Consider the following 16868-nt stretch of genomic DNA (forward strand, 5'->3'; position numbering starts at 1 on the left):
TGCGGCGATGCCGACCCTGCTGATCGCCGACGACCACCCCCTGTTCCGCGCGGCGCTGCGCCAGGCCGCCGCCGACGCCGTGCCCGAGACCGTGGTGCGCGAGGCCGGCACGCTCGACGACGCGCTGGCCGCGCTGGAAGCCGAACCCGGCATCGACCTGGTCCTGCTCGACCTGCACATGCCCGGCAACCACGGCCTCGCCGGCCTGGCCGCGATCCGCGCGCAGTTCCCCGGCACCGCGGTGGCGGTGGTGTCGGCCAACGACGATCCGCGCGTGGTCCGGCGCGCGCTCGACCACGGCGCCGCCGGTTATCTGCCCAAGAGTTCGGGCCTGGACGAATTGCGCGATGCGATCCGCGCGGTGCTGGCGTGCGAGCAATGGCTGCCGGCGACGCTGCGCGCGGCGGTCGCGCGCACCCACAGCGAGCGCGGCGACGCCGACCTCGCCGCGCGCCTGGCGAGCCTGTCGCCGCAGCAGTTCCGGGTGCTGAGCCTGGTCGCGCAGGGCCTGCTCAACAAGCAGATCGCCGATCGCCTGGACGTCCAGGAGCGCACGGTCAAGGCGCACCTGTCGGCGATCTTCGACCGCCTCGGCGTGCGCAACCGCACCCAGGCCGGGGTGGTGCTGCGGGAACTGGAACTGGCCGATCCGGCGCGACGGCTCGATTGAGCCAGCGGGACCGGGAACAAGCCGAACGAGCGAACGGCGCAAGGCAAGAACGCCGACTCGCGGTCGCTTCGGCCGCCGCCACCGATCGCCGCTCCCGTTGCGCCCCCGATTCCCTGCGCCCTAACCACTCACCCACCCTCACGTCAAGCTCTCCCGGGCTCACCGCGAGGCCCGATGTTGTCCACACAGCCTGTGGACAAACCTGCGGACAGCCGGGGTGGGAGGGGGCGCAATCCTTTGTTACATAAGCATTGCAACAGATTTGGCTAAAAAATCGCCAGTGGATTTCTCGACGTCGGTCGCGGAACCGCTGGTCGCTCGCCGGGACCGCTCCGGGCCGCCCCCGCCCCTGCCCTGCGCCCGTTCAGCCGGCCGTCGCGGCGGCCGCGAGCAGGCGGTCGAGCACCGACTTCAGCGCCAGCGGCTTGACCGGCTTGGCCAGCAGCGTGCGGCCCGCGGCCTGCACCGCGGCGCGCACCGACGCGCTGCCGTCGGCGCTGAGCAGCAGGCACGGGCGCGCGCCGAACTCGGCCTCCAGGCGCGCGGCCAAGGCCACGCCGGTGTCGTCGCGGTCGAGGTGGAAGTCGAACAGCCACAGCTGCGCCGGCGCCGCGCGCAGCGCCGCGCGCGCGCCGGCGTCGTCGGCGGCGGTGGCCACCTCGCAGCCCCAGCGCCGTAGCGTTTCGGCCAGCGCCGCCAGCGCCTGCGCGTCGTTGTCGACCGCGAGCACGCGCAAGCCCGCCAGCGCGCCGCGCGCGCCCGCCGGCAGCGGCGCCTGCGCCGCGCGCACCGCCGCCACGCGCACGCCGAACGCGGTGCCGCGGCCGACCTCGCTGCGCAGGCTCAGCGGCGCCTGCAGCAATTGCGCGATGCGGTCGGCGATCGACAGGCCCAGGCCCAGGCCCTGCCCCGGCGCGTCCGGGCCGCGGCGGAATTCTTCGAAGATCGCCTCGCGCTGGGCCGGCTCGATGCCCGGCCCGGTGTCGTGCACCTCGATGCGCAGGCCGCCGCCGGCGCGGCGCACGCCCAGCAGCACGCGGCCGCGCGCGGTGTAGCGCACCGCGTTGGCGAGGAAGTTCTGCAGCACCCGCCGCAGCAGTTGCGGGTCGCTGCGCGTCCACGCGCGCGTGGGCACGTAGCGAAAGCGCAGGCCGCGCGCGGCGGCGATCGCGGCGAACTGCGCGGCCAGCGGGTCGAGCACTTCGGCCAGCGGGAACTCGCGCGGCTGCGGCACCAGGCCGCCGGCCTGCAGCCGCGACATGTCCAGCAGCCCGGTCAGCAGATCGCCGGTGGATTCCAGCGCGCCGCCGATGCGCGCGACGGTGTCGCGCTGGGCCGGATCGTCGACCTGCTGGCTCAGCGCATCGGCGAACAATTGCGCGGCGTGCAGCGGTTGCATCAGGTCGTGGCCGACCGCGGCGAGGAAGCGGCTCTTGGCCTCGTTGGCGCGCTGCGCCTCCTGGGTGGCCACTTCCAGGTCGGCGGTGCGCTCGGCCACGCGCTGCTCCAGGGTCTCGTTGGCCTGGATCAATCCGGCTTCGGCGCGGCGGAACGCGGTGACGTCGGTGAAGGTGGCGACGAAGCCGCCGCCGGGCATCGGATTGCCGCGGATTTCCAGGATGCTGCCGTCGGCGAGCACGCGCTCGGACAGGTGCGCGGTGCCGGCGCGCATGTAGGCCAGGCGCCGCTGCAGGGCGCGCTCGAGATCGCCCTGGAACGGCAGCCGGTGCATCGCCCAGCGCGCGAGGTCGGCGATCGGGCGGCCGACCTGCAGCAGCTCCGGCGGAAACGCGAACAGCTCGGCATAGCGCCGGTTCCACGCCACCAGCCGCAGTTGCGCGTCGACCACGCTGATGCCCTGGCTCATGTTCTGCAGCGCCGCTTCCAGCACCCGCTGGTTGAAGCGCAGGTCGGCCGAGGCTTCGCCGACGATCGCCGCGACCGTGTCGAGATCGCGCCCGGCCTCGCGCCGCGCCGCGTCGAGCAACACCCGCGCCGACGACGAGCCCAGCACCGCGGCCAGTTCGCGCTCCACCCCGGCTTCCACCGCCGCCGCCACCGGCGCGCCGGTCGGCACGCCGTCGAGCAGCTGCGCCACGCGTTCGCGCGGCAAAAAGCGCAGGCCGGCGTTGCGCAGGGTCTGCGCGTCGAGGCCGCGGCGCGCGTGGCGGGCCGGCTCGCGCCGCCACAACGCGGCCAGGATCGTGACCAGGGTGCCGGCGAACAGGCTGGCGCCGACCGCGCGACCGAGCCGGCTCCAGCCGGTCAGGCCGAACAACCGCTCCGGCGCCAGCCATTCCAGGCCGAACGGGCCGTGCGCGAACCACGCCGGCGCGGCGCCGCGCACCTCGAACAGCATCGGCAGCAACAGCGTCCAGCACCACACCGCGAAGCCCGCGGCGATGCCGGCGATGGCCGCGCGCGCCGGCGTCTGCGGCCGCCACACCGCGAACGCCAGCGCCGGCGCCAGCGTCGCCAGCGCCGAGAACGAGACCGCGCCGACGTCGGCCAGCGCCTCGCTGCCGGCGATCAGGCGGCTGTAGCCCCAGGCCAGCAGCATGATCGCGAAGATGCCGGCGCGGCGCAGCGCCAGCACCCGCCCGCGCAGGTCGCGGTTGCGCGACCACGCGCCGCGCAGCAGGTTCGGCGCGAACCAGTGGTTGCCGATCATCAGGCTCAGCGTGAGCGTGCTGACCACGACCATGCCGGTGGCGGCGCTGAGCCCGCCGAGGAAGGCGAACAGCGCCAGCGCCTGCTGCCCCTGCGCCAGCGGCAGCGCCAGCACGTACAGGTCCGAGGGCACCTGCGCACCGAGCAGGCGCTGGCCGAGCATCGCCACCGGCAGCACCGGCGCTGCGATCAGCAGCAGGTACAGCGGGAACTGCCAGCGCGCGGTGCGCACGTCGCGCTCGTCGCGGCATTCCACCACCGCGACATGGAACTGGTGCGGCAGGATGAACATCGCCAGCGCGCCGAGCAGCACCAGCGGCGCGAACCCGCCGGCCGGGGCGCCGGCCGGCGCCGGCGCGGCCGGCGCCGGCGGCAGCGCATCCAGGCCGAACCACACGAACGCGCCCAGCGCCAGCATCGCCGCCAGCTTGAACACCGACTCGAACGCCATCGCCAGCACCAGGCCGCGGTTGTGCTCGGCGGCGCTGGCGCGGCGGGTGCCGAACAGCATCGCGAACAGCGCCATCGCCAGCGCCACGTACAGCGCGCTGTCGCGCCAGGCCGGCAGCGCGGCGCCGTCGGTGGCGCGGGTGGTGAGCATGGCGAAGCTCATCGCCACCGCTTTCAACTGCAGCGCGATGTAGGGAATCAGGCCGAGCGCGGCGACCAGGGTCACCAGCGCGGCCAGCCACGCGTCCTTGCCCAGGCGGGTGGCGATCAGGTCGGCCAGCGAGGTGGCGTTGGTCTCGCGCGCCAGCCGCACCAGCTTGACCATGAAGCCCACGGCCAGCGCATAGAACAGGATCGAGCCGAGGAAGGTCGGCGGCAGCGGCCAGCCGTAGCGCGCGGCCTGGGTGACGGTGCCGTAGAAGGTCCACGAGGTGCAGTGCACCGCCAGCGACAGCGCGTAGATGTGATGCCAGTGGCGCGCCAGCACGCCCGGCCGGCGCTCGGCGAACAGCGCGGTGCCGAACATCAGCGCCAGCCAGGCCAGGCTGGCCAGGGCGACGGTGGTAAGGCTCAGCATGGGCATGAGGCGCGGCGCATCGGCGCAGGATAGCGGTGGGGAGCACCCTGGAACAGCGCGCCTGCGGTGGCTACCTGTAGGAGCGGCGCGAGCCGCGACTGCGACGGCGCAACTACGCCGAAACTTTCTCCGCGACCTGCAACCCCGCAGTCGCGGCTCGCGCCGCTCCTACAGTCGCTGCGCCGGGCATCGTCGCGACCCGCGGCCACGAAAGCGAACGGGGCGTCCCTGCCCCGCCCTCAAAAAAACACGGGCCTGCGTCCCCCGGACGCAGGCCCGACGCGGCGTCCCGGCCGCACTCCCCATTCGACGCTTGGAACGAAATCAGAAGTCGTACTTGACCGTCAGCGAGTACTGGCGCGGCGCGCCGTAGAACCCGGTGTACACGCCCAGCGCGGAGTTCAGGCTGTAGCCGGTGGTGCGGTATTCCTTGTCGGCCAGGTTGCTGCCCTGCAGCGACACCGTCCACGGGCCCTGGCTCTTCCAGGTGACGCCGGCGTTGATCAGGCCGTAGCCGTCCTGGGTGATCGGCACCGCGCCGGTGCGCACGATCTCGGTAGTGGCGACCACCTCGCTCTGGTAGCTGTAGCCCACCCGCGCCGACAGGTTGCTGCCGTCGGACAGGTCGGTGCGGTACTCCACGTTGAGCGCGCCGGAGAACTCGGGCGCGTTGGTGAACTCCTGCTCCTTGGCGATGTTGACGCCGGCGTACATGAACTCGTCGTACTTGGCGTCGAGCCAGGCCAGGTTGCCCGAGATCAGCCAGTTCTGGCTCGGCAGCCACTGGTACTCGACTTCCAGGCCCTGCACCGTGCCCTTGCCGGCATTGGTGAAGTCGCCGAAGAACGCGTCCTCGGTGCCGTCGCCGTTGCTGTCGTAGGCGGTGAACACCGACAGCTGGATGTCCTTGTACTTGTTGTGGAAGTACGACAGGTTCAGGAACATGCGCTGGTCGAAGAAGGCCATCTTGGTGCCCAGCTCGTAGCTGTCGACGACCTCGTCGTCGAACGGCTCGGCCGAGCGCGGCACCGCCGCGGCCTGGGCGCGGATGTTGTAGCCGCCGGACTTGAAGCCGCGCGTGGCCAGGCCGTAGACCATGACGTCCGGCGTAACCTGGTAGTCGAGCGAGACCTTCGGCGAAGTGTTCTTGAAATTGATCTTGCGGTCGAAGTTGGCCAGGATCGCGCCGCTGGGCACGGTGAAGCTGGCGTCGCGGTAGCCCTGGTTCAACACCTTGGCGCGCTTGTCCTCGTCGGTGTAGCGCGCGCCGACGTCGAGCTTGAGCTTGTCGGTCAGGTCGAACGTCCAGTCGGCGTAGAACGCCAGCGACTCGGTGTAGACCGTGCCCTGGGTGTCGCCGAAGCTGGCGTTGAAGAAGTTGTTGAGCACCTGGCCGCCGGCCGAGCCGTCGAAGGCGTACACGCCCATCACGCCGCGCGCGCGGCCGCCGCCGTCGTAGTTGGCCTGCAGCTCGTGGCTGACCTGCTCGTCGCTGTAGAACGCCTTCACGTCGGCGATCTTGTTCGGCAGGGTGTCGAAGTCGATGTTGGTCTCGGTGTCGGACTCGCGCTTGGCGATGACGTACTTGAACGCCCAGTCCTCGTTGGCGCGCCAGTTGACCACCGCCGACACGCCCTTGATCGTGGTGTCGTTGACGTTGGGCATGCCGCTGCGGATGTCGTAGCGGTCGTCCAGCGGCGCCAGGCCCGGGGCGAAGCGGTTGGGCGCCAGCATCCTGGCGCCGCGCACGCCGGACTGGTCGTCCATCCAGTCGAACGCGAACTGGATGTCGAGCGCGTCGCTGACGTAGGCGCCGAGGCTGCCGCGCAGGGCCAGGATTTCCTTGTCGCTGACGTCCTGGCCGGTGAGCCGGTTCTCGCCGAAGCCGTCGCGGTTGAGGCTGGCCACCGACAGGCGCCCGCGCAGGGTGGCGTCGCCGCCCTGGGTCGGGCCGCCGATCGGGCCGGCGACCGCGGCCTTGACGTCGAGCTGGCCGTAGTTGCCGACGGTGACCGCGGCGAAGCCGTCGAACTGGGTCGGCAGGCCGCGCGAGATGTACTTGATCGCGCCGCCGATGGTGTTCTTGCCGTACAGCGTGCCCTGCGGGCCGCGCAGCACTTCGATGCGCTCGACGTCGAACACGTCCAGCAGCGCGCCCTGCGGACGGGCGATGTAGACATCGTCCATGTAGATGCCCACGCCCGGATCCACGCCCCACAGCGGATCGGACTGGCCGACGCCGCGGATGTAGGCGGTGATGGTGCTGGAGGAACCGCGCGCGGCGTAGATGGTCAGGTTCGGCACCTGCGCGTCGAGGTCGCTGAGGTCCTCGACGTTGAGCCGGTCCAGCGCCTCGGGCGTGAACGCGGTGATCGCCACCGGCACTTCCTGCAGGGTTTCCTCGCGCTTGCGCGCGGTGACGGTGATCGCGCCGAGGTTCTTGGCTTCGGCCGCGGCCGGCGCGGCGTCCTGCGCCCAGGCCGCCGGCGCCAGCAGCGCGGAGGCGACGGCGCACGCGAGCGCGGCGCGGCGGGCGCCGCCATGACGGCCTTGGGAGTGTCGGTTGATGCGGATCACGATGGCTGTCCCTCCCCCGGGAGCTGGATGCGAATGGTTGCCGGTGGCTGTGCGCAAGCGGCGCGCAGCGCCCCGCGCCGCGCAGTCCCCCGTCATGGCGCACAGCCTAGGAGGCGGCCGCCGCGCCCGGCAGCTGTACCTTCGGACAATGCCGCCGGCGCGGCCGCATTGCCGACACTGCGCGCAGCCGGGCCCGCCGCCCGCGCCGCAATGAGGGGAATCCGAACCGATGGCGTTCTTGATCGTGCTGGCCGCGCTGTGCTTCCTGATGTACGTCGCCTACCGCGGCCACAGCGTGATCCTGTTCGCGCCGGTGGCGGCGCTGGGCGCGGTGCTGCTGACCGACCCGGCGCTGGTCGCGCCGATGTTCACCGGCCTGTTCATGGACAAGATGGTCGGCTTCCTCAAGCTGTATTTCCCGGTGTTCCTGCTCGGCGCGATCTTCGGCAAGGTCATCGAGACCTCGGGCTTCTCCAAGTCGATCGTGGCCGCGACCATCCGCCTGGTCGGACGCGAACGCGCGATGCTCGCCATCGTCGCGGTGTGCGCGCTGCTGACCTACGGCGGCGTGTCGCTGTTCGTGGTGGTGTTCGCGGTCTATCCCTTCGCCGCCGAGCTGTTCCGCCAGAGCGACATCCCCAAGCGGCTGATCCCCGGCACCATCGCCCTGGGCGCGTTCACCTTCACCATGGACGCGCTGCCGGGCACCCCGCAGATCCAGAACATCATCCCGACCGCGTTCTTCGGCACCAACACCTGGGCCGCGCCGTGGCTGGGCACGCTCGGCGGCGTGTTCATCCTGATCGTCGGCCTGGTCTACCTGAACTGGCGCCGGCGCAGCGCGTTCAAGGCCGGCGAAGGCTACGGCACGCAGCTGCTCAACGAACCGGCGCCGTTCGCCGGCGGCAAGCTCGCCCACCCGCTGGTGGCGATCGCGCCGCTGCTGATCGTCGGCGTCGCCAACAAGCTCTTCAGCGAATGGCTGCCGCAGTTCTACGGCAAGCAGCACAGCTTCGTCCCGGCGGTGATCGGCGACGCCGCGCCGGTGGTGCAGGAGGTGTCCAAGGTCGCCGCGATCTGGGCGGTGGAAGGCGCGTTGCTGCTCGGCATCGCCGCGGTGCTGGCGTTCGCCTGGAAGCCGGTCGCGGCGAGCTTCGCCGAAGGCAGCAAGGCGGCGATCGGCGGCGCCCTGCTGGCGGCGATGAACACCGCCAGCGAGTACGGCTTCGGCGCGGTGATCGCCGCGCTGCCGGGCTTTTTGGTGGTCGCCAACGCGCTCGGCGCGATTCCCAACCCGCTGGTCAACGAGGCCATCACGGTAACCGCGCTGGCCGGCATCACCGGTTCGGCCTCCGGCGGCATGAGCATCGCCCTGGCGGCGATGTCGGAGACCTTCATCGCCAACGCCCAGGCCGCCGACATCCCGATGGAGGTGCTGCACCGGGTCGCGTCGATGGCCTCCGGCGGCATGGACACCCTGCCCCACAACGGCGCGGTCATCACCCTGTTGGCGGTCACCGGCCTGACCCATCGCCAGGCCTACAAGGACGTGTTCGCGATCACCCTGATCAAGACCGCGGCGGTGTTCGTGGTGATCGCGACGTTCTACGCCACCGGGTTGGTCTGAGCGGTCGCGCTTTTGCGGGAGGGGCTTCGGCCCCGATGCTGTTCGTTCCGCTCGCGGCGATCCGGCACAAGAGCATCGGGGCCGAAGCCCCTCCCACAACAGCCGCCCGCAGGCGATGGTTACAACAGTCCCCGCTCCTTAGGTATGCTTCGCCCTCGTTTACCAACGCAGGCAAGGAGCCCCACGTGACCATCGGCGAATACTCGCAGATCTACCGCGGCAAACGCGTCGTCGAATTCCGCATGGGCGCCACGCCCGCCGGCGGCGACGTGGTCTACCGGCTGACCCAGGACTACGACAGCGAAGAGAGGCAGCGCGACCTGCTCGACGACTTCCTGTCCAAGGTCGATCCGGCCGAACTGGAAACCCTGATCGTCGGCGCCTGGAGCGAGGCCCACGACGAAGGCCCGCAGGGCTACATCGACGCGCTGATCGAATACCGCGCCAAGCTGCCCAAGCTCACCGCGCTGTTCTTCGGCGACATGACCTACGAGGATTGCGAGATCTCGTGGATCACCCAAAGCGCCTACAACCCGCTGCTGGCCGCGTTCCCGCAGCTGCAGTCGCTGCGCATCCGCGGCTCGACCAACCTGGAGCTGCAGGCGTTCTCGCACGACGCGCTGGAAGAGCTGGCGATCGAATGCGGCGGCCTGCCGAGCAAGATCGTCGACGCCGTCGCCGGTTCCACCCTGCCCGCGCTCAAGCACCTGGAGCTGTGGCTGGGCAGCGACAACTACGGTTTCGACGGCGGCATCGCCGCGTACCAGAACCTGCTCGCCAAGATCGGCCCCGAGCGCCTGCGCTACCTGGGCCTGCGCGATTCGGAAATCAGCGACGAGCTGGCCGTGTGGCTGGCGCAGCAGCCGTGGCTGGGCTCGCTGCAGAGCCTGGACCTGTCGCTGGGCACCATCGGCGACGTCGGCGCGCAGGCGCTGGCCGAAAGCCCGAACCTCGGCGCGCTGGAGCGCATCGACCTGAGCCACCACTACATTTCGGAACAGTGGCAGGCCAAGCTGCGCGCGCTGCCGTGCCAGGTGGTGCTCGACGATCCCGAGGAAGAGGACGACGGCGACCGCTACGTGGCGGTATCCGAGTAAACAGCGCATGGCCCCGCCCGGCTGGCTGTTGATCGGCCCGCGCGACAGCCGTCGGCTGCGCGGGCTGCAGCTGGCCCTGCGCGAGCGCGGCCTGGCCGCGGCCGAGGAGCTGCACTACGAGGACCTGCTCGCCGCGCCGCAGCGCGCGGCCGAGCGCATCGCCGCCCGGCCGGGCGCGCTGGTCAAGATCGAATCGCCGGGCGAAGCCCCGGCCCTGCATGCGGCCCTGGTCGAGCGCGGCTGGCGCGCGCTCGGCGCGCCCGGCGCGCCGCCGCAGCCGCTGCGCCACGGCGAACTGGCGCACCAGCATTACTGGTACGCCGGTTTTCGCCAGTTGCTCGACGCCCTGCCCGCGCGCGCCGGGTATCTGAACCCGCCCGATGACATCGCCGGCATGAGCGACAAGCTCGCCTGCCAGCTGCGTTTGCGCGCGCAGGGCATCGCGATCCCGCCGCTGCTCGGCGAACTGCACGGCTACGAACACCTGCGCGCGCTGCTGCGCGAGCACGGTACCGGCCAGGTGTTCGTCAAGGCCCGCTACGGGTCCTCCGGCGCCGGCGTGCTGGCCTATCGCGCCAATCGCGGCGGGCGCGAGGCGGCCTACGGCTCGGCCGAGCTGGACGCCGACGGCAACGGCGCGCGCGTGTTCAACTCGCTCAAGCCGCGGCGCTACGACGCCGCCGCGCAGATCGCCGCGCTGGTCGACGCGATCGCCGCGCAGGGCGCCTATGTCGAGCGCTGGATTCCCAAGCCGCGCGCGCCCGACGGCGACGGCGGCCACTACGACATCCGCGCGGTCGCCCTGGACGGCTTCCTGCGCCACCGCGTCGCCCGCGTCGGCCGCGGCCCGCTGACCAACCTGCACCTGGGCAACCGCCGCGGCGCGCTGGCGCACTGGCTCGACGACGCCGCCATGCACGCGCTGGAGATCGCCACCCAGCAGGCGGCGATGGCGTTCCCGCGCAGCCGCATGATCGGCTTCGACCTGATCCTGCGCGAGGGCCGCAGCTGGGTGCTGGAAGCCAACGCCTTCGGCGACCTGTTGCTCGACCTGCCGTGGCAGGGCCTGAGCACCTACCAGGACCAGGCGCTGCTGCGCCCGGTGCCGGCGTCCAACGCCCCGCAAGCGCCGCACGCGCCGGAGCCGGCGCATGCCTGACGCCGGCGCCCGCTACGACAACCCCGACATGCGCGCCGTGGTCGGCCGGCGCGACCTGTTGCTGGTCACCCTCGACACCCTGCGCTTCGACGCGGCGCAGGAATGCTTCGCGCGCGGCGAGCTGCCGGTGCTGGCGCGGCACCTGCACGCGCAAGGCTGGGAACGCCGGCACACGCCCGGCAGCTTCACCTACGCCGCGCACGCCGCGTTCTTCGCCGGCTTCCTGCCGACGCCGGCGCGGCCCGGGCCGCACCCGCGCCTGTTCGCGCTGGAGTTCGAAGGCAGCGAGACCACCGCCGCCGGCACCCACGTGTTCCGCGACCGCGCCGACATCGTCTCGGGCCTGCGCGACGCCGGCTACCACACGATCTGCATCGGCGGCGTCGGCTTCTTCAACAAGCGCAATCCGCTGGGCTCGCAGCTCCCCGGCCTGTTCGACGAAAGCCACTGGCACCCCGGCCTGGGCGTGACCGCGGCGGATTCGACCGAGCGCCAGGTCGCGCTGGCCTGCGAACGCCTGGGCAGCCAAGCGCTGCGCGACCAGCGCTGCTTCGTGTTCGTCAACGTCAGCGCCCTGCACCAGCCCAACCGCCACTACCTGCCCGGCGCGGACGCCGACGGCTACGCCAGCCACTGCGCCGCGCTGCGCTACGTCGACGCCGCGCTGGCGCCGCTGCTGGACGCGCTGCGCGCGCGCGGCGGCGCCTTCGCCATCGTCTGTTCCGACCACGGCACCGCCTACGGCGAGGACGGCTTCCACGGCCATCGCCTCGCCCACGATACGGTGATGACCGTGCCCTACGCGCATTTCTTCCTCGATCCATGAACGCCGTCGCCGACCCAACCGCTGCCCCGAGCCTGGCCGAACTGCTGCGCCTGCCGCCGTACCAGGCCTATTCGTATTCCTATCCGCACAAGACCGCCTACCGCCCGCTGCAGCCGCCGCGCGGCCTGCGCGAACTGTGGGCCGGCGAACCGCGCGACTCGCTGTTCCTGTACCTGCACGTGCCGTTCTGCAGCTACCGCTGCGGCTTCTGCAACCTGTTCGCGCTGGCGCGGCCGGAGCCGGCCAAGGTCGAGCGCTACCTCGACCAGATGGAGCGCCAGTTGCGCGCCACCTGCGAGGCGCTGGACGAGCACCGCTTCGTCCGCTTCGCCATCGGCGGCGGCACCCCGAGCTATCTCGACGCGGCGCAGCTGCGGCGCCTGTTCGCGATGGTCGAGCGCCACGCCCGCATCGACCTGCACGCGATCCCCGCCGGCATCGAGGTCTCGCCGGAAACCGTCGACGCCGAAAAGATGCGGCTGTGCCGCGAGCGCGGCATCGACCGGGTCAGCATGGGCATCCAGAGCTTCAGCGAGGCCGAGGTGCGCGCGCTGGTGCGGCCGCAGCAGCGCGCGGTGGTCGAGCAGGCCATCGCCGAGATCGGCGCCGCCGGCATGCCTACGCTAAATCTCGACCTGATCTACGGCATCGCCGGGCAGACCGTCGCCAGCTTCCTGGCCTCGATCGACAGCGCGCTCGAACACCGCCCCGAAGAGCTCTACCTGTATCCGCTGTACGTGCGCCCGCTGACCGGCCTGGGCCGGATCGAGGCCAAGTTCGAAGCCAAGGCCGGTGCGCGCCTGCCGCTGCAGGCCGAGCCGATGGACGAACGCCTGGCCCTGTACCAGGCCGGCCGCGACCGCCTGCTCGCCGCCGGCTACCAGCAGGTGTCGATGCGCATGTTCCGCGCGCCGCACGCGCCCGACATCGCCGCGCCGGTGTACTGCTGCCAGAGCGACGGCATGGTCGGCGTCGGCTGCGGCGCGCGCTCGTACACCTCGAGCCTGCACTACTCCAGCGAGTACGGCGTGGCCCGGCGCAGCGTCGCCGAGATCCTCGACCATTACCTGGAACGCGACCAAGCCTCCTTCGCCGCCGCCGACTACGGCATCGCCCTGGGCGAGGAAGAGCGCCGGCGCCGGCACGCGATCCAGTCGCTGCTGATCCGCCCCGGCCTGGACCGCGCCGACTACCGCCGCCGCTTCGGCGCCGACTGCCTGGAGCAATTGCCGCAGCTGCGCGAACTGTTCGAGCATGGCCTGGCCAGCGCGGGCGCCGAGCTGATCGAGCTGACCGACGCCGGCCTCGCCCGCGCCGACACCATCGGCCCGTGGCTGGCCTCGGCGGCCATCGTCGAACGCATGCGCGACTACCGCCTGGGCTGAGCGCATGCACCTGTCCGTGCTCTATCGCGGTCGCCTGAGCAGTTGCAACTACGACTGCGGCTACTGCCCGTTCGCCAAGACCTACGACAGCCGCGAGGCGCTGCGCCGCGACGCCGCCGACCTCGCCCGCTTCGTCGAATGGGCCGGGCAGCAGCGCATGGATCTGTCGATCCTGTTCACCCCCTGGGGCGAAGGCCTGGTCCGCCGCCACTACCGCGAGGCCCTGGTCGCGCTGAGCCGGATGGCGCACGTGCGCCGCGCCGCGATCCAGACCAACCTGTGCGTCGGCCTGCGCTGGCTCGACGACGCCGACCTGGGCAAGCTCGCGCTGTGGTGCACCTACCACCCGACCCAGGTCGGCCGCGCCGCGTTCCTGGCCCGCTGCCGCGAACTGAGCCGGCGCGGCGTGCGCCACAGCGTCGGCATGGTCGGCTTGATCGAGGACCTCGACGAGATCGAGGCGGTGCGGCGCGAACTGCCCGCGGCGACGCCGATGTGGGTCAACGCCTTCGACCCGCGCCCGCCGGACTACTACGACGCCGCCCAGATCGCGCGGATCGAAGCCATCGACCCGCACTTCCGCTACAACCTCGCGCCGTCGCCGAGCCTGGGCGCGCCGTGCCTGACCGGCGAGAGCGTGGTCTCGGTCGACGGCAACGGCGACGTGCGCCGCTGCCACTTCGTCGACCAGCCGCTGGGCAACCTCTACGACGGCAGCTTCGCCGCCCAGCTGCGCCAGCGCGCCTGCCCGAACGCGCGCTGCGACTGCTACATCGGCTACGCCCACCGCCCCGACCTGCCGTTCCAGCGCGATTACGCCGGCGGCGTACTGGAACGGGTGCCCTCGTTCGTCTAGCTGTAGCGACGGCCGTTGCGGCCGCGCCCCCCTCCCAGGCCGCCGCATCGAGCGGCCCCGCCTCCTACTTTCCGCAAAGGACCGCCACCATGGCCTCCACCACCCTGCGCAACGCGCTTCTCGCCGCCATCTTGATCCCGGCCGCGCTGGCGCCGGCGTTCGTTCCGGCCCACGCCGCCAAGCCGTCGAAGTCCAAGGCCGCCAAGGCGGCCAAGGCCGCGGCGCCGAAGAACACGCTCAAGCCCGAACTGGTCGCCGAACTCTACGCCCGGGTCTCGCTGCGCCAGGACGCCGAAGCGACCGCCCAGCTCAACGACTACCTCAAGCCGCTGCACGCCAGCGGCGAGAACGCGATCGTCCTGACCGACCCGGCCGGCATGGACGCGCAGTACGACGGCTTCGCCGACGCGATGCTCGAGGACATGCCCAAGGTCGACAAGAAGAAGGCCAAGCCGGCCGTCGCCGCGGCGATCAAGCGGGTCAACCTGCTCGCCTCCGGCGCCGAATGCCGCAGCGTGTCGAGCCGCGAATACGCCAACGAGTACGTCAAGAACGGCCGCATCGCCGAGGTCGAGATGCAATGCACCGTGCCGGCCCTGGGCGCGCGCCTGCAGGAAGTGCTGGCAAGCAAGGGCGCCCCGGCCAAGCTCAAGACCAAGAAACTGCTCGAAGGCGTCGCCGAGTTCGACCGCGCGCTCGGCCAGGCCGGCAGCCGCACCATCCCGGCCAAGCTGACCCTGTACGCCTCGGCCAAGGGCCAGCCCTGGAACACCGGCAGCGCCGACGACATCGTCGAGACGGTGCACAACGGGATGTACGGCGCCGCCGCCGAGTAAGCCCGCGCCCGCGGCCGCAGCGCGCGGCGCGATGAAGCAAAACCCCCGGTCGCGCCGGGGGTTTTGCTTGGAGGCTCATGGCAACCCCGCCCTTGCCGCCGCGACGGCGACCGCACCGCACTCGCAATCGGCGCCCGGCACCGACGATTCGCGCGGCGCGAGCCGCTAGACGCGCCCGTCGAGCAGCAGATCGGTCAGCGCGCGCGCCCAGCCGCTATGCACGGCGGCGGCCACGGCGGCCAGGTTGAGCAGCGCCGTGACCCAGAATTTGGCCTGGAACGACGCCTTCGCCGTCTTGTGGCGGAACTGCTGCTGCGCGATCAACGCACCCGGCCAGCCGCCGAACAGATCCAGCAGATGCAACGTGCTCTCCGGCGTACGGCGCCGGTTCGCGCCCGCCGCATTCTTGTCCCACCGATAGGCGATGTAGGACGCGAAGCTGAAAAACCCCTGGACCAAGGGCATCGCGGCCGGCACCGATCCCAGCGCGCCCAGCGCCGCGACCAGCAGCAACGCCGACACCCCGATGGCCCGCCGCGGCATACGGCGCGACAGCGCAGGCTGCGCGGACGACGATGAAGACCGCCGCTCGGCCCGCTGCCCGGCGAAGCGCGCATCGACCGCGTTCGTGCGGCCCCTGGCGTCCTTTACGGCCCGATAGGAAATGAGGTCGCCGACCGCCGGCCGGCGCGAACCGGGCTGGAACGCCTTGACGTGCACGAACGCACGCGCCCCACCGTCGTGCGCGGCGACGAAACCGAAACCCTTGTCGTCGTTCCACTCGCAGATCCGGCCGGCCAGTCGCATTGCATCGTTCCTTTCGCAGGGTTCGCGGGTTCCGGCGGCGGGCGACGCCTCAAGCGCCGCCTGTGGCGAGACGCGCCAACCGGGACGACGCGGCCACGGCCCGCAACGGCAAGTCGTCGCTGCCCACGTCGATGCACACCACACGCAGCAGCGGCTGTCTCGCACCGGCGCCCGGCAGGCGGAACGCAGTCGGATGCGCGCCTTCCAGGCCGCGATGCCAGGGATAGATCAGCGCGACCTCCTCGCAGGGATACACGCTGGCGTAGGCGTTGAGCTGATACACGTGCGCGTCGCCCGGCACCAGTCGGCCCACTCGGTCCATCTCCAGCCGGCTCCACTTGGTGTCGGCGACCGCCAGCACCTGCGTCCCCTCGCGCAAAACCAGATCGGGGCGCAGCCGGAAGAACGGACGATCCGGCTCGGACTCCAGGGTCGCCAGGCTGAAGCCTCCGTCCTGCGCGCTCAGGTGCCAGCCGGCGGCGAAGGCGCGGCCACGCAGGCGGGTCGCCACCGCGGCCTCGAACAAGCGGTTCATGTCGAACAGCAACTCCGGCGCCTGGCTCGCGCCTGCGCGCAGGTCGGGCGAAAGCAGCCTCAGGATCCATCCGGCCCACTGCAGCGCGGCCGCATAGTGATGCACCTGGCGGTCCGAGGCCAACGTCGCCTGCAACGCCAGCGCATCGTGCCGGACCGACACCTCGTCCAAAGCCGCCGCCATCTCCAGCCACAGCCGGCCCGACTCCAGTCCGCGCGCCCATGGCCGCACCGCCAGCAGCGCGGCCTTCAGCACCTGATTCCAGGGATTGTCGAGGGTCAGTTCGTCGAACCGGCAGGCGAGCCGGTCCACCCGCATCGCATGCACCGCGGCCTGGCGCTGCAGCAACATGCGTCCGCGCACCACGCCGAGGTCGTCTTCCCGGGTCCGGTAACGCCGCAGCAGACCGGCCCGCACCAGTTGCAGCAAAGCCCGCAGGTAGGCCAGGACGAACACGTCCAGCAGCTCGCACTGGCGCAGCCCATGGCCGACTCCGCCCTGCTCGAACGCGGGCAGGTCGTAGGCCAGGCGCAGCATCCGCAGCAGCGTGCCGCGCCCCTGCGCGGGATCGGCGTCCTCGCCGATCTTCGGCAGCACTTCGAGCACGCGCCCGCCCAGGTTCACCAGCCCCACATACTGCGCGAGCCGCAGCGAACGGTGGCCGAGCGAACAGAACCCGCGGCGTTGCTGGGCCACGCGCGCGAGCAGCGCGGCTTCCGCCGGGGTCAGGTCGGCGCCTTCGCCGACCGAAAGCGTCTGGTGTTCGCTGGCGGTAAGCGCGGGCGCGGCCACCGCG

General features: G+C 71.6%; 12 protein-coding genes. 8 read left to right on the plus strand and 4 right to left on the minus strand.

Annotated elements, in window-relative coordinates; genetic code table 11:
- Positions 1–7 precede the first annotated feature (7 nt).
- Entirely contained in the window at positions 8–670 is a 663-nt protein-coding gene (locus tag BLV01_RS01240) for a response regulator transcription factor (RefSeq protein ID WP_091793347.1), read from the plus strand.
- A 364-nt stretch (positions 671–1034) separates the two neighbouring features.
- Here the strand turns inward: BLV01_RS01240 and BLV01_RS01245 are convergent, their stop codons facing one another.
- On the minus strand, positions 1035–4367 hold the full coding sequence (locus BLV01_RS01245) for a hybrid sensor histidine kinase/response regulator (RefSeq protein WP_091793349.1): 3333 nt from the start codon (positions 4365–4367) through the stop codon (positions 1035–1037).
- 324 nt (positions 4368–4691) lie between these two features.
- Positions 4692–6863 carry a TonB-dependent receptor gene (locus BLV01_RS01250; RefSeq protein ID WP_254782505.1) on the minus strand — a complete coding sequence of 724 codons (2172 nt, stop codon included), beginning with the start codon at positions 6861–6863 and terminating at the stop codon, positions 4692–4694.
- A 310-nt stretch (positions 6864–7173) separates the two neighbouring features.
- On the opposite strand from BLV01_RS01250, the gene BLV01_RS01255 reads away from it, so the two are divergent.
- The 7 genes from BLV01_RS01255 (at position 7174) to BLV01_RS01285 (ending at position 14730) form a co-directional block, all read left to right on the plus strand.
- A complete protein-coding gene (locus BLV01_RS01255; protein ID WP_091793353.1) occupies positions 7174–8571 on the plus strand; it encodes a GntP family permease in 1398 nt (465 codons plus the stop codon).
- A gap of 185 nt (positions 8572–8756) precedes the next feature.
- Entirely contained in the window at positions 8757–9668 is a 912-nt protein-coding gene (locus BLV01_RS01260) for an STM4015 family protein (protein ID WP_091793355.1), read from the plus strand.
- Positions 9669–9696: 28 nt separating this feature from the next.
- The gene (locus BLV01_RS01265; RefSeq protein ID WP_175485775.1) at positions 9697–10827 is read left to right on the plus strand and encodes an STM4014 family protein; all 1131 of its coding nucleotides are present in this window, start codon (positions 9697–9699) and stop codon (positions 10825–10827) included.
- Positions 10820–11653, plus strand: coding sequence for an STM4013/SEN3800 family hydrolase (locus BLV01_RS01270; protein WP_091793357.1), 834 nt, complete (start codon positions 10820–10822; stop codon positions 11651–11653). The genes BLV01_RS01265 and BLV01_RS01270 overlap by 8 nt, the downstream gene beginning before the upstream one ends.
- The gene (locus tag BLV01_RS01275) at positions 11650–13038 is read left to right on the plus strand and encodes an STM4012 family radical SAM protein (RefSeq protein WP_091793359.1); all 1389 of its coding nucleotides are present in this window, start codon (positions 11650–11652) and stop codon (positions 13036–13038) included. Before BLV01_RS01270 ends, BLV01_RS01275 begins: the two co-directional genes overlap by 4 nt.
- 4 nt (positions 13039–13042) lie before the next feature.
- Positions 13043–13894, plus strand: coding sequence for an STM4011 family radical SAM protein (locus BLV01_RS01280; RefSeq protein ID WP_091793361.1), 852 nt, complete (start codon positions 13043–13045; stop codon positions 13892–13894).
- Positions 13895–13983: 89 nt separating this feature from the next.
- Positions 13984–14730, plus strand: a complete 747-nt coding sequence (locus tag BLV01_RS01285; protein WP_091793363.1) for a hypothetical protein — start codon at positions 13984–13986, stop codon at positions 14728–14730.
- 165 nt (positions 14731–14895) lie between these two features.
- Here the strand turns inward: BLV01_RS01285 and BLV01_RS26700 are convergent, their stop codons facing one another.
- Entirely contained in the window at positions 14896–15537 is a 642-nt protein-coding gene (locus BLV01_RS26700; RefSeq protein WP_091793365.1) for a DUF1294 domain-containing protein, read from the minus strand.
- A 49-nt stretch (positions 15538–15586) separates the two neighbouring features.
- Positions 15587–16864 (minus strand): McrC family protein, encoded by a 1278-nt coding sequence (locus BLV01_RS01295; protein ID WP_175485726.1) that lies wholly within the window; start codon positions 16862–16864, stop codon positions 15587–15589.
- Between the last annotated feature and the right edge of the window lie 4 nt (positions 16865–16868).

The sequence above is a fragment of the Lysobacter sp. yr284 genome, assembly GCF_900107375.1.
Classification (GTDB): domain Bacteria; phylum Pseudomonadota; class Gammaproteobacteria; order Xanthomonadales; family Xanthomonadaceae; genus Lysobacter.